The organism is Mesorhizobium sp. CA8 (genome assembly GCF_020164955.1).
Taxonomy (GTDB): Bacteria; Pseudomonadota; Alphaproteobacteria; order Rhizobiales; family Rhizobiaceae; genus Mesorhizobium.
Window position 1 is genome coordinate 1 of sequence record NZ_JAIUHG010000038.1, and the last position, 20124, is coordinate 20124.

Annotated in this window: 18 protein-coding genes and 3 pseudogenes; 6 read left to right on the plus strand and 15 right to left on the minus strand. The window is 60.8% G+C overall.

All coding sequences use genetic code 11. The features are described 5' to 3' along the window. Positions 1-72: 72 nt before the first annotated feature. Both LB553_RS28370 and hisD read right to left on the minus strand, forming a co-directional pair. Positions 73-382: pseudogene (locus tag LB553_RS28370) on the minus strand (NAD(P)(+) transhydrogenase (Re/Si-specific) subunit alpha); the annotation flags it as partial. Between the two features lie 181 nt (positions 383-563). Then, a pseudogene (hisD, locus tag LB553_RS28375) lies at positions 564-1702 on the minus strand (histidinol dehydrogenase); the annotation flags it as partial. Here hisD and LB553_RS28380 point away from each other — a divergent pair. Both LB553_RS28380 and LB553_RS28385 read left to right on the plus strand, forming a co-directional pair. Then, positions 1703-2125, plus strand: a pseudogene (locus LB553_RS28380) (FAD-binding oxidoreductase); the annotation flags it as partial. A gap of 559 nt (positions 2126-2684) precedes the next feature. Then, positions 2685-3146, plus strand: coding sequence for a MucR family transcriptional regulator (locus LB553_RS28385; RefSeq protein ID WP_318011542.1), 462 nt, complete (start codon positions 2685-2687; stop codon positions 3144-3146). 255 nt (positions 3147-3401) lie between these two features. Here the strand turns inward: LB553_RS28385 and virB11 are convergent, their stop codons facing one another. The 13 genes from virB11 to LB553_RS28450 are packed head-to-tail and all read right to left on the minus strand — an operon-like array spanning position 3402 to position 13518. Then, on the minus strand, positions 3402-4391 hold the full coding sequence (virB11, locus tag LB553_RS28390) for a P-type DNA transfer ATPase VirB11 (protein WP_224518201.1): 990 nt from the start codon (positions 4389-4391) through the stop codon (positions 3402-3404). A gap of 9 nt (positions 4392-4400) precedes the next feature. Beyond that, a complete protein-coding gene (gene virB10 / locus LB553_RS28395; RefSeq protein WP_224518203.1) occupies positions 4401-5573 on the minus strand; it encodes a type IV secretion system protein VirB10 in 1173 nt (390 codons plus the stop codon). Between the two features lie 9 nt (positions 5574-5582). Beyond that, entirely contained in the window at positions 5583-6437 is an 855-nt protein-coding gene (gene virB9, locus LB553_RS28400) for a P-type conjugative transfer protein VirB9 (RefSeq protein WP_224518205.1), read from the minus strand. Then, positions 6437-7108, minus strand: a complete 672-nt coding sequence (locus LB553_RS28405; protein ID WP_224518207.1) for a virB8 family protein — start codon at positions 7106-7108, stop codon at positions 6437-6439. The genes virB9 and LB553_RS28405 overlap by 1 nt, the downstream gene beginning before the upstream one ends. Positions 7109-7111: 3 nt before the next feature. Beyond that, positions 7112-7426, minus strand: a complete 315-nt coding sequence (locus tag LB553_RS28410; RefSeq protein WP_224518209.1) for a hypothetical protein — start codon at positions 7424-7426, stop codon at positions 7112-7114. Next, the gene (locus tag LB553_RS28415; protein WP_224518211.1) at positions 7423-8358 is read right to left on the minus strand and encodes a type IV secretion system protein; all 936 of its coding nucleotides are present in this window, start codon (positions 8356-8358) and stop codon (positions 7423-7425) included. The genes LB553_RS28410 and LB553_RS28415 overlap by 4 nt, the downstream gene beginning before the upstream one ends. Before the next feature lie 2 nt (positions 8359-8360). After that, on the minus strand, positions 8361-8594 hold the full coding sequence (locus LB553_RS28420; RefSeq protein WP_224518213.1) for an EexN family lipoprotein: 234 nt from the start codon (positions 8592-8594) through the stop codon (positions 8361-8363). Next, on the minus strand, positions 8591-9289 hold the full coding sequence (gene virB5, locus LB553_RS28425) for a P-type DNA transfer protein VirB5 (RefSeq protein ID WP_224518215.1): 699 nt from the start codon (positions 9287-9289) through the stop codon (positions 8591-8593). The genes LB553_RS28420 and virB5 overlap by 4 nt, the downstream gene beginning before the upstream one ends. Continuing rightward, positions 9289-11670: a VirB4 family type IV secretion/conjugal transfer ATPase gene (locus LB553_RS28430; RefSeq protein WP_224518217.1), complete on the minus strand. Its 2382-nt coding sequence runs from the start codon at positions 11668-11670 to the stop codon at positions 9289-9291. Before LB553_RS28430 ends, virB5 begins: the two co-directional genes overlap by 1 nt. Next, a complete protein-coding gene (locus LB553_RS28435) occupies positions 11663-12004 on the minus strand; it encodes a type IV secretion system protein VirB3 (RefSeq protein WP_224518219.1) in 342 nt (113 codons plus the stop codon). The genes LB553_RS28430 and LB553_RS28435 overlap by 8 nt, the downstream gene beginning before the upstream one ends. A 4-nt stretch (positions 12005-12008) precedes the next feature. Further along, positions 12009-12308, minus strand: coding sequence for a TrbC/VirB2 family protein (locus tag LB553_RS28440; protein ID WP_224518221.1), 300 nt, complete (start codon positions 12306-12308; stop codon positions 12009-12011). After that, complete coding sequence (locus LB553_RS28445; protein WP_224518223.1) at positions 12305-12976, minus strand: lytic transglycosylase domain-containing protein; 672 nt, start codon at positions 12974-12976, stop codon at positions 12305-12307. The genes LB553_RS28440 and LB553_RS28445 overlap by 4 nt, the downstream gene beginning before the upstream one ends. A gap of 2 nt (positions 12977-12978) precedes the next feature. Next, on the minus strand, positions 12979-13518 hold the full coding sequence (locus LB553_RS28450) for a hypothetical protein (RefSeq protein WP_224518226.1): 540 nt from the start codon (positions 13516-13518) through the stop codon (positions 12979-12981). Positions 13519-13606: 88 nt separating this feature from the next. Between LB553_RS28450 and LB553_RS28455 the strand changes: the two genes are divergently transcribed. From LB553_RS28455 to repC, 4 genes are all read left to right on the plus strand, one after another. Next, the gene (locus LB553_RS28455) at positions 13607-13951 is read left to right on the plus strand and encodes a MarR family transcriptional regulator (protein WP_224518227.1); all 345 of its coding nucleotides are present in this window, start codon (positions 13607-13609) and stop codon (positions 13949-13951) included. A gap of 2435 nt (positions 13952-16386) precedes the next feature. Further along, a complete protein-coding gene (repA, locus tag LB553_RS28460) occupies positions 16387-17592 on the plus strand; it encodes a plasmid partitioning protein RepA (RefSeq protein WP_224518296.1) in 1206 nt (401 codons plus the stop codon). Positions 17593-17594: 2 nt separating this feature from the next. Next, on the plus strand, positions 17595-18608 hold the full coding sequence (repB, locus tag LB553_RS28465) for a plasmid partitioning protein RepB (RefSeq protein ID WP_224518228.1): 1014 nt from the start codon (positions 17595-17597) through the stop codon (positions 18606-18608). A gap of 165 nt (positions 18609-18773) precedes the next feature. Beyond that, positions 18774-20096 carry a plasmid replication protein RepC gene (repC, locus tag LB553_RS28470; protein WP_224518229.1) on the plus strand — a complete coding sequence of 441 codons (1323 nt, stop codon included), beginning with the start codon at positions 18774-18776 and terminating at the stop codon, positions 20094-20096. Positions 20097-20124: the final 28 nt, after the last annotated feature.

Genomic DNA, 20124 nt, shown 5'->3' on the forward strand with positions numbered 1-20124 from the left:
CTCCGTCGTCACGACCTTGCCGGGCACCGCGCCTTCGACATTGCCGCCGCGCTCCACCGCAAGATCGACGATCACCGCGGCGTCGTTGCCGTAAGGATCCATGATGGCGATGACAGCGGCGCCCGACTTGTAGCCCTTCAGCTCCGCATCCGTCGGCCGGCGCACTTTCAGCACGACATCGGCCTTTTTGGCGTCGGCCGCCGTGCCGCTCACGCCGCCGGCGGCGGCGAAGTCCTGGTCGGGAATGCGGGAACCGAGGCCAGCGCCCTTCTCGACGATCACATCGAAACCGAGACCGGCCAGGCGCTTGACCGTCTCCGGCGAGCCCGCGACGCGGCTCGTTCGGGTCAAGCTCACGAGGGATGAATACGATGTCCACCACTGTTGTCCCTGAGTTGATGACATGTAAGGCAAGGCTTCAGGAACCGTTCGCCAGGCGAAGCGTCTCCCGGTTTTGCGGCTGCCGCCGATCAAATCGGCGACAGCCGCCCTCTCGCCTCGGGAGGCATTACCGGCTCGCGGTGAGAAGAATCCGCAAGTCAATGAAAGCCGTCGCACCCCGCCTATTCGGCAGCAACCCCGTAGGGGATATTGCGCCCGCCATAGCGCCGCACACGGATGTTGGCCTGCTCCGCATGTCCCACGAACCCCTCGAGCATGCAAAGCCTTGAGCATACTCGCCGATAAGCGCGGCGGCTTGGGCAGTGAGTACTCGCTGGTAGGAGTGGGTCTTCAGGAACTTGCCAACCCAGAGCCCGCCGGTATAGCGCCCGGCCTTCTTTGTTGGCAGCGTATGGTTGGTTCCGATCACTTTGTCGCGATTTGCCACATTGGTCCGCGGCCCGAGGAACAGCGCGCCATAGCAGCGCATATTTTCCAAGAACCAGTCATCCCGATCGGTCATCACCTGAACGTGCTCGGAGGCAATGTGGTCTGCCACCGACAACATCTCTTGATAGCTGTCGCAGACGATGATCTCGCCATAATCATCCCAACTTTTGCGCGCGGTCTCCTGGGTCGGAAGGACTTTGAGCAGTCGCTCAATCTCGAGCATCGTCTGACGAGCAAGCCGCTCAGAATTGGTCACTAGCACGGCGGGTGAATTGTAGCCGTGCTCGGCCTGGCCGAGCAGGTCGGTCGCGCAAAGCTCGGCGTCCACGGTCTCGTCGGCTTTCACCATCGTCTCTGTCGGGCCGGCAAATAGGTCGATACCCACACGGCCAAAAAGCTGGCGCTTGGCCTCGGCCACATACGCGTTGCCTGGACCGACGATCATGTGCACCGGCCGCATTGTTTCCGTGCCAATGGCCATCGCGCCGACCGCTTGGATGCCGCCCAGCACATAGATTTCATGCGCGCCGCCGAGCTTCATGGCGGCGATGACGGCTGGATTGGGCTTACCCTTGAAAGGCGGTGTCGCCGCAACAATACGGGGAACACCCGCGACGCTCGCCGTGGCAACCGACATATGCGCCGATGCGACCATTGGAAACTTTCCGCCAGGCACGTAGCAGCCGACAGACTGCACGGGGATGTTGCGATGACCCAGGATAACGCCGGGCATCGTCTCCACCTCTACGTCCCTCATCGAGTCGCGCTGGACTTGCGCGAAGTTGCGCACCTGCTGCTGAGCGAATTTGATATCCTGCATATCGCGCGTGGTGACCTGCGCCATCAATGCTTCGATGTCGGTCTCGGGCAGCAGGCGCGCCATGATGTTTTCTGGGCCTTGCGATCCTACCGCGCTGGCGCGAAGGTCGTTGTCTCCGACGTGTGCGTGCCGATTTCCCGGCTGGCGGAATGTGTGCGCGAGACAAAGAACGATATCCAGCGCTCAAAACTCATCGCGCCGATCGTCGGGCACGTTGGGGACGGTAATTTCCACGCCTCCGTTCTCGTGATGGTGGATGATGCCGAGGAGGTCGCACGGACCAGGGCCTTCCTGGGGCGGCTCACCGAGCGCTCCCTCGCCATGGACGGCACCTGCACCGGCGAACACGGTATCGGCGAGGGCAAGAAGCATTTCATGGTTGCCGAGCATGGCCAGAACGCGGTCGATCTGATGGCCGCGATCCAGCACGCCATTGATCCGAACGGGATTATGAATCCGGGCAAGATCATCTGAAAAGCGCCAAAGGGGTGGCTGTCACCGGATCAGTTACGAAGGCAACGCTGCGCGGTCGCGCCGAGGCGCTGTTTAGGATCAAACGAACGGCCGGGAATCGCTCGGCACTGGTCATTCGCCACTATTCAGACAAGGTCCCCAGATGGCGCGACCGCGACCTCCAGCGTGGTCGCCGGTAATGTCCGCTATAGGGCGGTGGCAAGCCTGACTTCAACTGCCGACATTGGGCGCAAAGCTGCCATTCAGAACGTGGAGCCCTTGGGGTGTCGTGCTGACCGGCGCTATCAGGAAGTCACACGCGCCAGAAAGTCGCTGCCACCGAAATTGTCCAAAAGCCGAATCTAGTGTCCCGCTTTGTCCATAAGCGCGCGCAACTCGGGCTGAGACGTGACCCAGAAAGTTCGAAAAGCTTCCAGGAACCCCAGGCGAATTGGATGCCCTTTGGATTGGCTAGGTCAACCTTTTGGTTGCTTGCGCTCGTGGTATTTTCCCGGCATCGTTCACGCTTGCGATATAAAACTGATGACACGCGGCTTGACCTTTTATCAGGAGCGAATAGTTGAGCGATCAAAATGAAGTCATGGCGGCTGATCTGGTCGGGCTGACGGCCGACATTGTCTCTGCCTATGTGAGCCAAAATCCCCTCCCTGCCACCGGGTTGCCAGACCTTATCGCGTCGATTCATTCGTCGCTAACAGGCCTTGGTTCGCCGAATGTGGCCGGGCCATCTAAACGGGAGCCCGCCATCAATCCTAAGCGGTCAGTAACGCCGGACTACATTATCTGCCTGGAGGACGGGAAGAAATTCAAGTCGATGAAACGGCATCTCGCGGTACACTACGGCCTCACTCCAAACGAATACCGCGAAAAGTGGGGATTGAAGCCAGATTACCCGATGGTGGCGCCGAATTATGCGGCCCAACGATCAACGCTCGCGAAGGCCGTCGGGCTCGGACGCAAACCGCAGCCGACGCCAGCCAAGAAAACTCCGAGCAGGCATAAGGCTAAAGCCAAGGTATGACAGCAGACGTTTGTAGGACGTTTGCCCACACCATGTGGTGAAATGTGCGGGTGACGTTCCGTCAAGACGCATATTTGGCTGTAGCGTACACACCTTACTTGGCCGGCGCTTTCAATTCAGGCAAACCCTCCACCAGTCGGGCCCCTTGAGCCGCCGTGAATTATTAGCACACAGCTGACTATGTGTTGCCGGCTACGTTATTCATAGCTTACTACAAATTTTGAGCGATAAAATTAAGGGCGACGGTCATGTCGCCTAAAACTGACGGTATATCTCTGTCACACGGAACCGTTCGCCTACACGCTTGCACTGGACGATGATGTCGATGGACACCCTGAGAAGGCTGCGGATGTCGTCATGCTCAACGTTGCGACCGCCCTCGGATTCCTTGATCAACAGAGCCAATTGCTCGAAGGCCAGCGTCGCCGAGTGGGCATGCACGGTCGTAATCGACCCTGGGTGGCCAGAATTCACGTTTCGGATGTAATAGAACGCGCTTCCGTCGCGGAGTTCCTGAAGCAGGATTCGATCCGGGCGCATGCGAAGGCACGCTTCCAGCAGCTCTTTCGGCCCGGCCAATGACAGCCCCTGCTCTCCTTTGGAATAGAAGAGGCGGACGTGGTTATGTTGCGGGATGACGAGTTCAGGTGTGTCCTCAATGGAGATAATGCGCTCGTGCTCGGGAATGTGCCGGATCAAGGCCTTTGACAGCGTCGTCTTTGCCGATCCCGTCGCCCCCGAGATCACGATATTTTTCCTCGCAATCACTGCCTCGCGCAGGAAATCCTTGTAGCAGCCCGCGTCATAAAGGGCTTTCAGCTTCTGGTCACTTGCGGCGTCTTCCTGTCCCGCAGCCTTGACTTCGCTGAAGAACCCACTTCCTTCCAGATCATCGAGGGTAAGGTTCAATGACGAGGGTTTTCGGATTGTGAGGCTCACCGTCCCCTTCGTTGTCGCCGGCGGGATGACGATCTGGATGCGCTCTTCGCCTGGAAGCGTCGCGGAAAGGATTGGCCGCCTCTCGTCGATCGACTGGTTGGAGAAAGTCGCCACTGCGCGGGCAAGACGCATCAGTTTCTCGAAGGTCAGTTCCGGCATGTCATGGGTGCGCCACCCATTGGTACCTTCCGTCAACATCTGACCAGGCCGATTCATGATCACTTCGAATAGAGACCCATTGGCCAGGAATGGCGCCAATGGTGAGAGGAGTTCGCGAACGACTGCCGCGTCGGTTCCCTCGACCATTGTCTCTTGCTACTTCGTTGTGAGGGTCGACCGCGGGCTGAAATCCCCCAGCACCGCGCGATCGTAAATGCGGTTTCTAGGCTCCGTCACGCGGAGCCTATAGACATTGGAAAAGTCGAGATCGCGCGCCACGAAAATCGAGGCGAGTTCGCCCTGGTGCTTGTTCAGTGTCGGTGGAATGTTGATCGACTGCTCGACCGCAATGGCCGCGGCCTGCTGGCCCGCGCTCGTCGTGTTCTGCGCCTCGACACCGCTGTCTTGCAGCCGGCTGCTGGCGTAGCTGGTCGCATCACCGACGACGGAAAGAAGGAGTGCGCTGCCGAATCGCTCCCACCAATGGGTGTCGACATAGCCGTCGACGCCGGCGCGGCCGAGGGCGTCCGTCGCAGGCGATGCGAGCGTGACGATCACGCCTTTTGCCGTCTTTGCCCGATTCCAGAGCACGAAGAGACGTTTCTGCCCGCGCTGAAGGCCGCCACGGTATTCGCCGATGACCTGGGTTCCCTTCTCCATCAGCACGACCCGGCCATTGTCAGAGAGGACGTCGCGGTTGATCACACAGCTTGCGAAGCCGGGCTGATCCGACGCCATGGCGGTCTCGAGGACGCAAGGTATCGAGGTTCCCATGGCGACGATGTAATTGCGGTTGCCGAGCGTGCCGGCTCGCGAGCCCTCGAGCCGGGTCGGCCGCAGGAGGCCGTCAAACCGCTGTTGATCGGCGTTGGCCGCATTCTGTCCCATCATATTTCCGTCGAGCGGCAGGTAGTTGCCCTCTGTCGCTGCTGCAGAGCCTCCGGCATCCCGGCTCGATGTCGCGTTTTTCTGCCCGCCGCTGTAAGCCATGACAGGCGCACGCCGCGCCGAGTCGAGCAGCGGATCTTCTTCCTTGGCCTGCTCGGTCACTACAGGGGTCGGCAGCTTCACTTCCGGGCGGGCAACGACCGGTTCCACTTGCTCCTTGGCCGGCTCGAAACTCGTCGCCTGGCGAATGACCACCCGCTCCGGCTTCGTCATGTCCGACGGCGTCTTTTCTCCGCTCATAGACCACAATGCGAAGGCAACGAAGGCGACGACGGCCAGCGCTACGGCGCCCCGCTTCAGGGTGGGATTGTTGTCGATCCGCCTGGCCGCGACAGTTTCAGCCCGCTCGCCCGGGATCCTGCTTTCGTTTTCCTGAGCCATGCCCACCTCCTATCGCGCTGCGCTGGCGTCGCTCCGCACGACGCGTTCGACCGATGGCGAGGTCGTGTTGGTGTCCGGATCGATGCCGACGCGGTCATAGGCCTCGTTGAAGACGCAAAGCACATCCCCTCCCCTGCGCAGGATGAACTTGCGGCTGATCGCGTGGACCAGGACCAGGTTCCCGTCGACGGATTTGGGCACTAGGCTCTCGCTGCCGTCCGAGTTCTCGATATAGATGGCGGGCATCTCCTGATTGCCGACGAAGGCGAACGTCGTCACCTTGCCATTGTCGTAGACCGTCTCCGGTTCCAGTGCCTGGGAGCCTTGTGCCGAATAGCGCCAGTTCCGTGGGCCATAGGCTTCGTGGAGGGCCAGCACATTGTCGGCCTCTTTCGCCTGCGCCGCGACGGCTCGCGCCGCCGCAGCCTGTCGCCGTCGTTCGGCCTCGTCAGCCGGATAGCGATACTTGACGTAGAAATAGGTATTCTGGCCGACCACCACCGTTCCGTCCCTTACCGTCAGCTCCATCTGGTAGCTGCGGGTTGAGCCGTCACGCCGGGTGGTCACGACGGAGATATTGGTGACTGGCTGGTTTTCCCGCGGCTTGAGAAACAGGATGTTGCCGGCCGGCGCGACCTCCCATGCGACGCTGTTTCCGAGCGCGACATGGGCGATCTCCTCATCGGCCGAGAATTCAACCTGCACCGAGGAGCGCAGCGAGCCGACGATGCGGGTGATGTTGTAGGGCTGGTAGTCGACAAAGCGCACACGGCTGTCCTGCGATGCGCCGCGAGGAATTTCGAGGGCAAGCGCGGCGGATGGGGTGGCGGCCAGAAGAAGAGTGGCGATTGCGATTGTGCGCATCAGTTGATGGCCTCCGGATCGGCCCGGTATTCGCTGACCACGAAGCCGAGAGGGTTCACCAGCCGATCCGTCGACGACATCGGCGCGTTGACGTAGGAGAAGGTTAGGGTAGCGACCCAATGGGTTGTCCGAACCTCCTCGCCGCGCGTGATCGTGCGCATGTAGCGGACGGATACGACATTCGAATTGATCAGTGAGATCGACGCAATGCTGATGCGCACAGTGGCGCCGCGCCCGTAGGTGTTCTGCGGCGAATCTGGGTTGCTGCCACGATAGTACGTGGAAAATCGCGTCTGCTCGGGCTGTGTCGACAGCAAGGCGACGGTGCGATAATTCTCCTCCGCCTCGCTCCAGACATAGCCTTCCCGCGCACGCACATATTTGGCGGCAAAGTATTTGGTGACGGCTTCGTCATAGGTGCCCGCGGTCGACGTCAGCGCCGAGACGACATCGACAATGCCTGTCGAATTGTCCACCCGCACGACAAACGGTTCCACCGTCTTCAGCGGGGTCAAGGCCGCGACGGCGAAGATCGAAACGCCGGCAAGGACGCCGGCAACGATTGCCACGGACCAGGCGATACGCGCCGAGCGTTCGACCTGAACCATGCGGTCCTGATCGAAGCGTCTCGCCTTCTCGAAATATGCCTTGAGTTCGTCCCCGGAGACCATGGGTCACGCTCCGCAAGGACGATTGGATGCAGCGATGTCAAAACGGGCTAAGGCGGCCGGCGCCCTGCCCTCTTCGACATAGGCTGCGGCCGCCTGTTGGGAGATCGACGGCTGTGCGCTCGAACGCTTCTCAGTGAGATTCTTATTGTCCTCCCATTCCCACATCGAACGATTGAGCGGCCGGCGCGAATAGCCGTCGCATTTGGGGAGCGGATAGGATAGCGATGCGCAGCCACTTAAGATCGCCGCCATGCAAACCAGCGGGAAAATTCGGATCATTCCGGAAGGCCTTTTTCTTGTTGGTGCGAAAAGCGTCATGAGCCGGCGCGTTTCGAGGTGAAGGTTCGGCCGGCCGCGCCGAAGCCGCGGCCGGCGGCACGGACGATATGGGATGCCGTCCAGGCGAGTGTGCTTTCGTGGGCGTCGCGTGCCGCACCGTAGCCATAGGTCAACGACGCGCCGCCGGCGGCGAGCGCCGAAGCGATGTTGGGAAGCTGATAGAAGACATAGAGGGCGGCGAGGCAGATGGCGCAAAGCGCGATCGGCCGCATGAGCACGTCGCTGTATCCCTCGATCGCCGTGAACGTGGTGTCGATGCAGGTGATCAGCAGCGAGCCAACGGCGACGACCAGGACCTGCAGGATTACGAAGTTCACAAGCTGCCCGATCCAGGCCTCGGTAAAGCGGCGCGTCGCCTGGAACATGGCGACCGCCACAAAGATCGGGCCGATCGCCAGCACGATGGCGAGCGCCAGCCGGGCATAGAGCGAGACGATGTAGCCGATCGCTGCGACGATGAAGCTCGCACCGATCACCATCATGCCGGCGACGCCTGTCACGATGTCGACGGGCCAGGAAGCTCGGGACCAGATGTCGGTGGCGGAGGCCTGCCCCTTGTCGAGCAGACTGTCGAAGGTGGAAGCGCTCGGCGCCGTGCCTGTATTCAGAGCCTGAGAGATTTCGCGCGGGAGCACGTCGAAGAAGATGTTTGTGACATAGGTCTGGTATTCGCCGGCGTTCTTCACCAGCATCACGATGATGGCGAGCTTGATCGCCCGGTAAGCGAAATCCAGGATCGGTTCCTGGACCGAGCCTCGGAGAATGAGATAGCCGTAGAGCACGATATAGAGGGTGACTGCCGCCGTGAGAGGCCCCGAAACCCATTCGGAGATGTTGGAGGTGCCATCGGAGATGAAAGTCTCCAAGGGCGCCTTGAACTGCTCATCGACGAAGGCGAACACCTCATACATTGTCAGCCTCCCAACGACTGCCGCATCCGCTGAAGCCGCAGCTTGCCGTCGGCGGCTTCGGCGTTCCTGCAGTTCGTCGTGTCTCTGAGCTCACCCGGATTGTTGCGACACTTTGTGAGGGTGCTGGAAAGAAGCGCTTCGTCCGCCACCAGTTCGTCGACGGTGTAGCTTAGTTCGGTCTGCTCCGAGCACGCCGCCAGACCAACTATCGCCGCCAGGAGAAGCAGCCTCCTCATTGCAGCGCCGCCTTGATCGAGTCCATGCGCTGGCGCCAGTCCTCGGCCTTGCGCTGCTCATCGACTTGAGCCTGCGCCTGCTGCACCATGCGCAGGCCCTCCATGCGGAGCACGTCGGTTTGGAGGAAGGCCGTTTCGGCCTGGAGCCGCGCCTGCAGGTCGGCGATGTCCTTGGCGTCGGCTGCCGTCGATATCTTCTCGCGCAACTGATCGATGCCGTCGATGCGCTTGGTCGCGGCGTCATAGATCTGCTGGCCGAGGCTCATCTGGCCGGCATTCTTGTTCTGGATGCGGGAGAGCTCCTTTGCGTAGAAGTCGTCGGCGCTGGTCCGATAGGTGGAATTGTCTTCAAGGAATTTCGAGGCTGAGTCACCGAACACGCCGGCGCCCTCGCCCTTGAATAGCCCCTGGATCGCGTTGAAGTCCGCTGGCAAGGCTTTTCGGATTGAAGGATCATTGAGGACGCTCGCGACATCCGCCATATCGGTGAGTTTGTTGAGCGAGCCGTAGAGCTGCTGCGCCTGTTCGATCTGCTGGTGGAGCGCATCGAGCTGCGACTTGAGCTGCGTGATGCTCTCGATCTGCTTGGCGATCGCCGTCTGGTCGATCACCGGTATCCCCTGCCCCGCCGCTCCGCTCGCGGACAGCAATAGCGCCGCGGCAATCGCCGCGCCGTGAAGTCGGTAGGAAGCCATCAGCCCGCACTCCTTCTCTGGTGGAAAATGGGAAGCCAGTCCTCGCCCCGGTCGCCAACTTCCGCGCGGATCGCCTCGGCAAGCTCGACATTGGCGGTGCGGCCGGAAAGGATGGCGAGTTCGTCATCGAAGCCCCTGAGGTTCAACTCGGCGACGACGCTGTTGTGGCCTTGCTTCAGCACGAACCGCCGGCTTTCGACCGAGAGTTCGCGAGCGATCAGTTCGTACTCGCGCTCCGTCAGCTTGAAGCCGTCGACATAGTCAGCTTGATTGCCGCGGGCGTTCGGCAGGAAGATCTGCGTCGGGCACTGCTCGATGATTGTGTGTGCGATTGGTGAAACGAGCGCATCGCGGGGGCTTTGCGTGGCAAAGAGCATCAGGCCGTTTTGCTTGCGGATCGTCTTCAGCTTGTTTTGCGCGAGATCCCTGAACCCCTCGTCCTGCAGCGCCTTCCAGAACTCGTCGATGACGATGATGATCCGCCTGCCGTCGATCAGCTGCTCGACGCGGTGGAAGAGATAGGCCATCAGCGGCGTGCGGATTTCTTCATTGTCGAGAAAGTCGGTCATGTCGTAGCCTACGAATCTGCCGCCGGCGCCGAAATCACCGAAGCCAATGTCCTCGATCAGATTGTCAAACACCCAACCCAGCGGCCCTCCCCTCTCCCACCGGCGCAGCCTGGCCGCGATCCCCTCCGGGTCGGTGTTGTTGAGAAAGGTCCTGAGCGCGCCGATCGTGCGGCGCTCGACCGGCAGGTCGGCAAGGCCGTCGATGGCGGAAGCAATGTCGCGAAGCTCGGTCACGGTCAGTTCCCGTGTTGTCGAGCCGACAAGCTTGCCGACCCAGCGCGTCAGGAACACCTTGTTCTCGGGCGTCAGCTCGAGCGCCTTCAGGGGCGCGCAACCGGTCGGAACACCATTCTTGAGGGGCAGATAGGCGCCGCCGGCGGCGCGCACGTAAAGATCGGCGCCCCGGTCCTTGTCAAAGAACACCACGTGCGGATCGTGCTTCTCGAGCTGCGACAGCATGAAGTTCAAAAGCACGGTCTTGCCGGCGCCAGACGGCCCGCAAACAAAGGTGTTGCCGAGATCGCCATAATGAAAATTGAAGTAGTACGGCGACCCTGATGCCGTCTTGAGCAGGGCAACGGCCGGCCCCCATTCATTGCCGTCCTTCTGGCCGATCGGATAGGAGTGGAAGGGTGACAAGGCGGCGAAGTTCCGCGACGTGATCGCGCCGGACCGAGCGCGGTAGCGGAAGTTGCCGGGCAACTGCGCCCACCAGGCAGCCTCGAGGCCAAGATCCTCGCGCGCGACGACCGCGCCGCCGCTGGTCAGGCTGGCGCGCGCCTTGGCGAGATTGTCGGTCAGTTCCTTCACCGAGGAGGCGAAGACGGAAAGCGTCAGATGATGCTCGCCGAGCGCGAACCGATTGGACTCCAGATTGTCCATCGCCTCGTCCAGCTCATCGATCTGCGAGGCCGCCTTGTCGCCGCTGCTGACCATCTGGTTCTGCTTGCGGCCCATGATGACGCGGGCGTCCGCCTTCGAAGCGAAGGAGAACGACTGCGTGAGGATAATTTCGAAGGGGCTGGTGAGCGCAGCGTCGAGCATGCCGGTCCTGGTGCGCGCCGGATATTCCTTGAAACTCAGTATGCCCGCATAGCGGCTGGCGGCTTCGTGCCGGATCTCGATCGTCTCGCGGCCGACGATGATCCGGTCGGAGTAGATCGCCGACGCGATCCGACCCTCAGTCAGCGGAACCGATTCTCGCCGGCCGCCTACGATCTGGTGCAGCACCTCACTCGGCTCTGAGAACAACAGGCCGCCGGATTCGTAAAGCGACAGCAGGCGTGGCTCGAAGCGCTTCAGCGCCGCCGTGACTTCGGCGACCTTGTCGTGAAGCTGCTTCAGCGCTTCCTCGTCCAGTTCCGTCGACGTCCGGCGGGCGCGACGCAGGCGCGACAGCAGCTTTGCCGCCTTGTCTGCCGGATCGCGGGCCGGGGACCAGAGGATGGTCAGATAGAGGTCGTTACGGAACAGATCCTCGTCCACCATGCGCGCCCGATACTTGTCGTTGAGCGTCGCCGAGAACGGTGTGGTGAACATTCCTTCGGGATAGCTGTTGTCGCGACGGCGAATGAGATGGGTCCACACGGCAAGCCGCTCGTCGGCGATGTTCCGGTAGAGTGTGTTGAGGTCGCGATGAAGGGAATTGAGGTCGAGAACATCCGCGGTCTCGAACGAGACGCCTTCGAGCGCGACCATCACCATCAGCGCCCGCGAATTGAGCGCGATGGTCTGATGGTCGACATGGCGAAAATACGGGATGAAGGTCTGCGGATCGAGTTCGCGAGACCTGAGCGTGGCCAGGCTAGGCAAGATCGAGGTCCCTTTCGTCGAAGCGTCGGGCGAGTCTCAGCGGTGTCAGTGTCGCGCCGCCCCAATAGGCGCTGTTCCGGGACCGGCCACGCGTCTCCACCCAGGCCAGCAGGATGCGAAACATGTTGTGGTCGTGTTTGACGACAGCGCGGAACAACAGGTGGAAGGCCACGCCGACGAGCGCGTAGGCGATCGAGCCGGCAAGGATGTAGAGGATGGTGGTGAGCATGATGTTCACGCCCATGGCTTCCATCGTCACGCCGGCGATCATCGCCGGCCGGGTGCAGGCGATGAACAGCGTGTCTTCCTCGAGCGTCGGCCGCGCACTCGCCATGGCGTCAGCCTCCGACGATGGTGTTGACGAGCTCGGTGGCGCCGAAGATACCGCCGATGCCGATGATCCAGAACCCTGCTCGTCTCAGATCCATGTAGCCGAACATCCAGGCGATGCAGATCACGATCACCGCGATGGTAGCCAGCAGCTTGGCGATGTTGCCGGTCAGCATGTCGACGATGTTCTGCAGTACGGTTTCGATGCCGGCGGCTTGCGCGAACGCGGGCTCGATCACGGTCGTGACGATGGCCGCGGCTAGGACAGCGGAGGCGGCGGTCGATCGGATACGGGAATGGGAGGTCATTCACTCTGCTCCATTTGACTGTTCTGAAACACCAGGACGGGAGATCGCCGCCGCGCATTGAAGACATCCCAAGAGGGAGCCGAGGCTGCCTGGTCGGCTCGCGGATCGTGTGTCTGCTGTTTGGCCGCGACTTCGATGGCAGGAGGCTCACTATCCCCCCTCCCCTGCCCGCCATCTCCGATTTCGAGCGTCGCAAGGGATCCGCTCAGCCGCCTCGCCTCTTTCCTGACCTGCTCGTCGTACTTGACCATGTCGCCAACGGTGGGATCGCCTCGCCCATACCAGGATTGCAGCATCACCTGCCCCGCCCGCTTCGGATTGGCGCCGGCGTTAACGGCGAGCCGGTAGTATCCATCGAGGAGCGTCGCGGTGGCCCGAAGGTTGCGGCACGGATCGAAGGCGTCGGAGATCGACAGCTTCAGTTTTCGAAGCTCTTCCATGCCGATGCCACCGAGGCCGAGCTGGATGTCCTGCCCCTCAGCCGCCAGCGACGTGGCAATCTCGATCGCCTCCGCTTTCGTGGACGGATGCTTCGAAAGTGGCGGACCGCTGTTGATCCGGATGGCCAGCGGCTCGAACCGGCTTTCCAGGCTGACGACGCCCGCCAGCGTCTGGGCAGCGACTATGGGTGCGCAGGTCTGCGCAAGATCGGCGAAGAGAACTGGCATGGTCAGTACCAGACCCTTTGCTTTCCGACGCCGTCGATGGTCACATCGACAAAATGGGGCTGCGCTCGGACGTTGGGCCGGGACGTAACCTTGGCCATGCACTGAAAGCGGCCGTCCTGCCTTTGCCATCGCGGCGCCAGCACGGAAGTGTGATCGCCGTCGTCGTCATTGCGCCCGAATGAGCAGAAGCGCTTGTCAACGGGCTGGACAGAGGTCGAGACGCATGTGGCGACACGTTCGCCTGATCCGAAAGAGCTGGTGAGCGTATAGCACTCGTTGCAGTAATACGGATCGTAGCCTGGGCGCGAACTCTGGAACCCAACGCCGCTGCATGTGGGAAACGAGTGGCCCTTGGCGAGCCAACGCCAGAGCTTGTTGATAGGCGGTCGGCACTCAGCGTATTGCGTCGCGCCGCCTGGATTGGAAAGGCACAGGATAACCTGGCATCCCCATTCATCAGCTCGCGCTTTACTGTCGAAAACGAGATAGAATGACGCTAGGCTGGATGCAGCGACGATTGCCCGTATGAGCGAGTTTCTCATGATCACCACCTTTCACGCGCGCAACGCTGGTCGGGACCGATCTGCGATTCCGATTCGTTATACTATCGAATATCTGATAGTTTAATCGATGACAAGCGCACGTAACGCGGAATGGCAGGACCAGCGGTTTTCGGCCCTCGCCCTGCAGGAGGTTTTTGACAATCCGGTCGAGGGAGAAACGCCGCAATCGCGGCTGAAGCAGCTCGGCATGATGACGGTGCTCTATATGATGCACCAAAGGGGCGAGAAGCTAACCCTTGCGAACATCAAAGAGGTAACCGGTATGACGCGCAACACAGTGAAGGAATCGGTTGATCCGCTGGTTGCGCGTGGCGTCCTCCAGGAAACGATCGTGAAAAATTCGGTGGGGCGAGGAACGGCATGGCAGTACGAGTTCGCCCCGGAAATCCTTGAGCGCCTTAAGCGCTCTTGAGCGCCGGTGTGGCAGGGCCAATCATCTGCCGCCGCGTGCTCGCTGCCCCGTGGGTGCAAGTGACGCCCGCCGGCGGTGCTTGCCGGCCTATGATCGACTTGACCGTCCACCAGCTCAACTCGAACGCGCTATCGTTGAGGCAAGGCTAACGGAAATCAGCAGGGGGGCGTTCACGATTGGTTCAGGGAACATTTTAGCTAAGTTGAATGTTTCATTTCAATGACGAAATTGTCCGATCTCGGGCCATCGATATCCGGGAAGCGAACTGACAAGCTCAGGGCGCGCGACTATGTGACCAGCTATGTGTGTCCGGTCTGTGGTCAGGTGGTTGATATGACCGACCTCAGACAGCTCGTATGGCACCGGCAGTCCAAGCATGAGGCGCTGGTTATAGACGAATAGCCGGTCTGTTCGATGTTCTTGCTCATTGGAAAGAAGAGGCCGAATCGTCTCGGCAACCGGCCTCTAAAAGCCCGCAGCGCCAAAGTCTTGGGGATACGCCTGTTCCGGAGAGCCAGCTGCTGGGCCCACAGGGCGGCAAAGTGTTCGAGCTGGCCGATATCGAAGCGGCAGCGCGTAAGAAGGCGTATGGCGGAAGCCAACCTGGTCTGTCCGCTAGCGGTTGAAGCCGTGATGCCGTCGCGCTGATCCCTCCCCTCCCTCGCGAGAAAGTCGCCGCGCAGCGACTGGGATCTACGCTCCGTTAAGGTCGAGAGTGTGCTAGTTCGGACGGATGGCTGGCTTCCTATAGCCATTGCCGGCGGGTCTGCGGTTGTCCCGTGCAATCCACTTCCGGCGGCAAAGCATAGGGCGCGCCGAGACACCAGCCAGGGCTCAACTTAGGACCGCCTTACAGCGCGGTGGTTCGCTTCCTGAGGACGCTATCCTCGGCCAGAGGCTATGCCCTGCTGCGGGCCTCTCGTCAGTACCCAAATTCCTCGGAATGCGGCGACAGGTGGCAGGGCAGCCAGGGTTCCTTCCCCGCATTTTTTCACCCAGCAGTCACAGCCGGCGCCTCGACGTAAGGCGCATTTGCCTTAGCGTGGCAGGATTCGAACGGCTCCTGCCCGAGTTGCACGTGTACAACTGTGTGCCTTCTTGTAGGAGCACATGCAGATTCAGACCAGCTGCCCGCTACTTGCCGCGCTCATCGACCCGGCGTGGTGTAGGAACTGGCGGGATGGCGAGGAACCATCGCAAAGTGGCATGAAGCGCCGACCGCCTTCTTGGCGGGCCGCCTGAACTGTTGCTTTGTGGCCGGGGCAACTTTGCGCATGCGGCTGAACGACGTCTAGAGGCTGCCGTTGCGGGGTAAATCCTCGGATCGTCATGGTCGATGACGCGGGCAACATTTTGAGGCGGAATTGCTCTCACCCGACGGCAATCCGCCCGCCTACGTTTAGCTTCGGACTGCCCGCTGCGAAGTTGACGGCGGCTCGGGTTTCTTGTTTTCGGGACTAGCAAGCACTGCTCTGCCGGAAGGTCGCTACGCGAGTTGCACGTGTACAACCAGCGTTCCATCGGGCGACCGCCAAGCGCCACTTTCGTTGTCGCGAACAAATCCGCATACGAAGCTGGCCAAATCGGCAAATGATCTTGCAAAGGTATCTCGCTTCCTCTGGCAAAGGGCAGATGGGTCCTGCACCGAGCAAACCAATCCCATACAGTTGCACATGTATAGCACCGCTGAGCCGCCCGCCGAAACACGGGCCGGTTCTAAGGCATTTCTCGGCTCAAGCCCAAGTGATGAGGGGGCGACCTATCGAAAAGTTGCACGCGTACAACCAATCAGAGCAGCGGCGACGGCCGGCAGGATACAGCGCGAAGCTCTTCCGTGCGGGGATGGCTCGAAATGGGCTACTAAGAGTAAACCCCAGGTTCTGCCAACTTACGAGGTCGATCTGCGGCGAGGAAAAGTTGCCCGCGTGCGACTGCCAAGGAGGCGGACGACAGCTTGGCCATGGTTATCCAGTGATACGTCTCTTCAGCCGCGGCATTGCCAAGGGGTGCCGCTCGTAGTCTCGTAACGTGGAGTCTGCGGCGAGAGATCTCGACGCCGAGGGTGCTTAGCGCCGGCAACGCTTGTTAATCGGGCCCGTCCAAGGAGTTGGCCGTGTTGCCGGCTCGGGGTGACTAGCAGTCGCAAGCAGTTGAGCAGCGGAAGGCGTGCCGCACACTCACAAAGCTCCTTGTGGCAAGCCGGCGACAACATTCGCGCGTGACGGCCTGCCCTAAATAGCCAGCAATGAAGTATGGCCGCACCCGTGCGGGCGTTATTATCAGCAAATTGCAAGCTCAAAGAGACTCATCTAGCACTGCGCCTCGTTAACCTTTTGGTAACCAAAAAGCGTTTGTCGGCAGTTCAGAATCAGTCCATCCTGATCAGCGCATTTCCTTCGCCCTTTGGCCAAAATGCGCAGATCGAGAGAGGGCCGATGTTGGAGAAAGTCAGCCAGAGCAGTCCACCAGGCGAAAGCCTCCGCGAACTCATTGCCGCGGACGCCACAGAACTGTCGAGGCAGTTGCAGGCGCACCAGGCGAGGATATTTCCGCCGACCTCGCAGAAGGGCATGCGCCTGTTCACCCCAGGCGAGGCCGCGGACTTCATTGGGATCCATGAAGGGTATCTGCGCCAGATCGTATCAGAGGGACACGGTCCGCAGCCGCAGGCGAACGGACGGCGCTTGTATTCGGTGGAAGACATCGACCGCCTTCGCCAGGTGCTTGACGAACAGAACTCAAAGGGACCAGGGAAATACATCCGTCATCGCCGGGGAGGGGAGAAGCTTCAGATCCTCTCCGTGATGAATTTCAAGGGCGGCAGTGCCAAGACCACTACCGCCGCCCACCTTGCTCAGTTTCTTTCCCTGCGCGGCTATCGGGTGCTGGCCATCGACCTCGATCCGCAGGCGAGCCTGTCGGCGATGTTCGGCCATCAACCCGAACTGGATGTCGGGGCCAACGAGACCATCTATGGGGCGATCCGATACGATGAGGATTGTCGCAGCATCCTCGAGATTGTGCGCTCGACCTATACGCCCAACCTGCACCTTATCCCTGGCAATCTCGAACTGATGGAGTTCGAGCATGAGACGCCGAAGGTGCTGGCCAGCCGGCAGCCAGGCACGATGTTCTTCGCCCGGCTTGGGGAATGCTTGGCCGAGATCGAAAGCGCCTATGACGTCGTCGTCATCGACTGCCCGCCGCAACTAGGCTTTCTGACGCTGTCTGCCTTGTGCGCGGCCACGGCCGTCATCATCACCGTGCATCCGCAGATGCTGGACGTAATGTCGATGTCCCAGTTCTTGCTCATGACTTCGGATTTGCTGAGCGTCGTAGAGAACGCAGGCGGCAACACGGACTATGACTGGATGCGCTACCTGGTTACCCGGTTCGAGCCGAACGATGGTCCGCAAAGCCAGATGTCCGGCTTCATGCGATCGATTTTTGGCAATCGCGTCCTTGAAAACGCCATGCTCAAGTCGACAGCGATTTCCGATGCCGGGCTGACTAAGCAGACCCTTTACGAAGTCGAGCGCGGACAATTCACGCGCGGTACCTATGATCGTGCCCTGGAGAGCCTGACCCTTGTCAATGGTGAGATCGAGGAGTTGATCCGCAAGACATGGGGGCGGAAGTAATCATGGCCCGCAAGAACCTCTTCGAAGTGTCCGAAGCCAACAATGAGCAGTCCCCACCGGACGCCGCCGCCAGAACGGCGTTGGTGAGGCCGCTGATGGGCTTGGACAGACCTCTCAAGCCTGGTCGGCCGGTCGGAGCCATCTCGCAGTCGCTCGAGAGCATCAACTCGCGCGCACAGCGGGCTGAGGAAATCGAGCGTCGACTGTCGGAAGGCCAAGCGGTCGTTGAACTCGATCCCAACCTGATAGACCAGTCGATCGTAGTTGACCGCCTTGGTGTAAGCGATGAGGCGCAAGCGGGCCTGGTGGCTCAGATCCGCGAGCACGGACAACAGGTACCTATTTTGGTGCGGCCACATCCCAACGATGACGGCCGCTATCAGATAGCCTACGGTCACCGAAGACTACGCGCGATCAGACAACTCGGTCGGATGGTCCGTGCAGTCGTCAGGAATCTGACGGATGAGCAACTCGTTATCAGCCAGGGCCAGGAGAACAACAGCCGTAGCGACCTTTCGTACATCGAGCGGTGCTATTTCGCGGCCAAGCTCGAGGCTAAGGGTTTTTCACGCGACATCATCATGGCGTCGCTGGGCGTCGATAAAGCCGCACTCTCCAGGATGATTGCGTTGGTTGCCCGCCTGCCGGCGGAGATCATCGAAGCCATAGGCACCGCCGAGTCGTTCGGGCGCCAGAAATGGGCAGAACTCGCCGACCTGCTCGAGGAAAAGGGCAAGCGCGCCAAGGCGCTGAAGGCTATCCAGGAGCCTGGATTTGCCGAGCGCACCAGCGACGAACGCTTCCAGGCTATTCACGAGCTTATCAGGACCGCCGCAAGGAAGCCCGACCGGACGGTATGGACAGCCGCCAATGGATCGCGACTGGTCAACATCAATGACAGCGAAACGAAGATGACGTTCGCTTTCGACAAGCGCATCGAACCGGAATTCGCAAGCTTCGTGCGGGATCGCCTGCAGGCGCTCTATGATGAATTCCGCCAAAAGATAACGGACTAAGGAGCACTTAACCGCAAAAGAAAAAGGCCCCCAAGCGACTTACGTCGTGGAAGCCTCTCTCGTCTTGTAGCGAAGCGAGAATCGCATCTCCACGAATCACTGTCAAGAGTCGTAACCGTCGTTTTGGCGTGCGGATTTCTTTTGCCTTACGACAGGTGAAGGAAAATGCAGACTTATATTGCTACGACGCCCTTTGGGCGGCGGCCAATGTCGCTTGGCCAAATTTCAAGCCAGGCGAAGGCCAGGACGATAAATAGGGAGGCAAGCGTCCAGAAATGGCAGGTGTTTCAACACATCCGCGAAGCGCGGGACCTAGTCGGCGCTACGGACAGGGCGCTCGCCATTCTGAACGCTCTGCTGTCATTTCATCCCGAAACAACGCTCACCGGCGACGGAGAGCTCGTTGTGTGGCCGTCCAACGAGCAACTGATGGCCCGCGCCAACGGCATGCCGGCAACGACGCTGCGTCGCCATCTGGCGGTCTTGGTCGATTGCGGCCTGATCATTCGCCGCGACAGCCCCAACGGCAAGCGCTTCGCGCGCAAGGGCAGGGGAGGGGAGATCGAGCAGGCCTATGGCTTCGATCTGGCGCCGATCGTGGCACGCGCGGACGAGTTCAGGGATCTCGCTGAAGCGGTCCAGGCCGAGAAGAAGGCCTCTCGCGTTGCCAGGGAGCGCCTCACGCTGCTGCGCCGCGACATCGTCAAGATGATCGACGCCGGCATCGAGGAGAAGGTGCCCGGCAATTGGGGCCGCGTGCTGCAGGCATACCAGGTGATTGTCAGCCGGCTGCCGCGCACGGCCTCCCGCGAGCTCGTCGAGAGCGTCGGCGACGAGCTCGATGACCTTTGGGCTGAAATCCGTGACACACTGGAATCATTTGCGAAAACACAAAATCCGGACGCCAATGAGTCCCATTCCGGCGCGCACATACAGAATTCAAATCCAGACTCCCCCTCTGATTTTGAAAACAGCTCAGGAAAATATGAAGAAGCGGCAACGTTTGTGGAAACCGAGAACGTACGCAGCCTGCCGAAACGGGATTTGCCCTTGGGCATCGTGCTGGATGCCTGCCCGAACCTGCGCGAGCTGGCCCAGGGCGGCCAGATCCGCCACTGGCGTGATTTTCTGGCCGCGGCGGAGGCCGCCCGGCCGATGCTCGGCGTCAGCCCCAGCGCCTGGAAGGATGCGCTCAAGGTGCTGGGCGAGCAGCAGGCCGCGATTACGCTCGCCGCGATCTACCAGCGCAGCGCGCAGATCAACAACGCCGGCGGTTATCTGCGCAGCCTGACAGAGCGCGCCAGGGACGGAAAATTCTCGACCTGGCCTATGGTAATGGCGCTGCTCAGGGCCAAGCTGGATAACGGCAAGCCGGAGGAATCTGCCGGGAAGGGGCATGGCGCGCCGCAAGCGAGCCGTCCGCCGAGCGGCGAAGGTCTTCAGGTGTCGGACGCCCTGCGCCGCAGCCTGGAAAAGCCGAAATGGTGATGTGTTGCGCGGAAAGGTCGATGCAAGG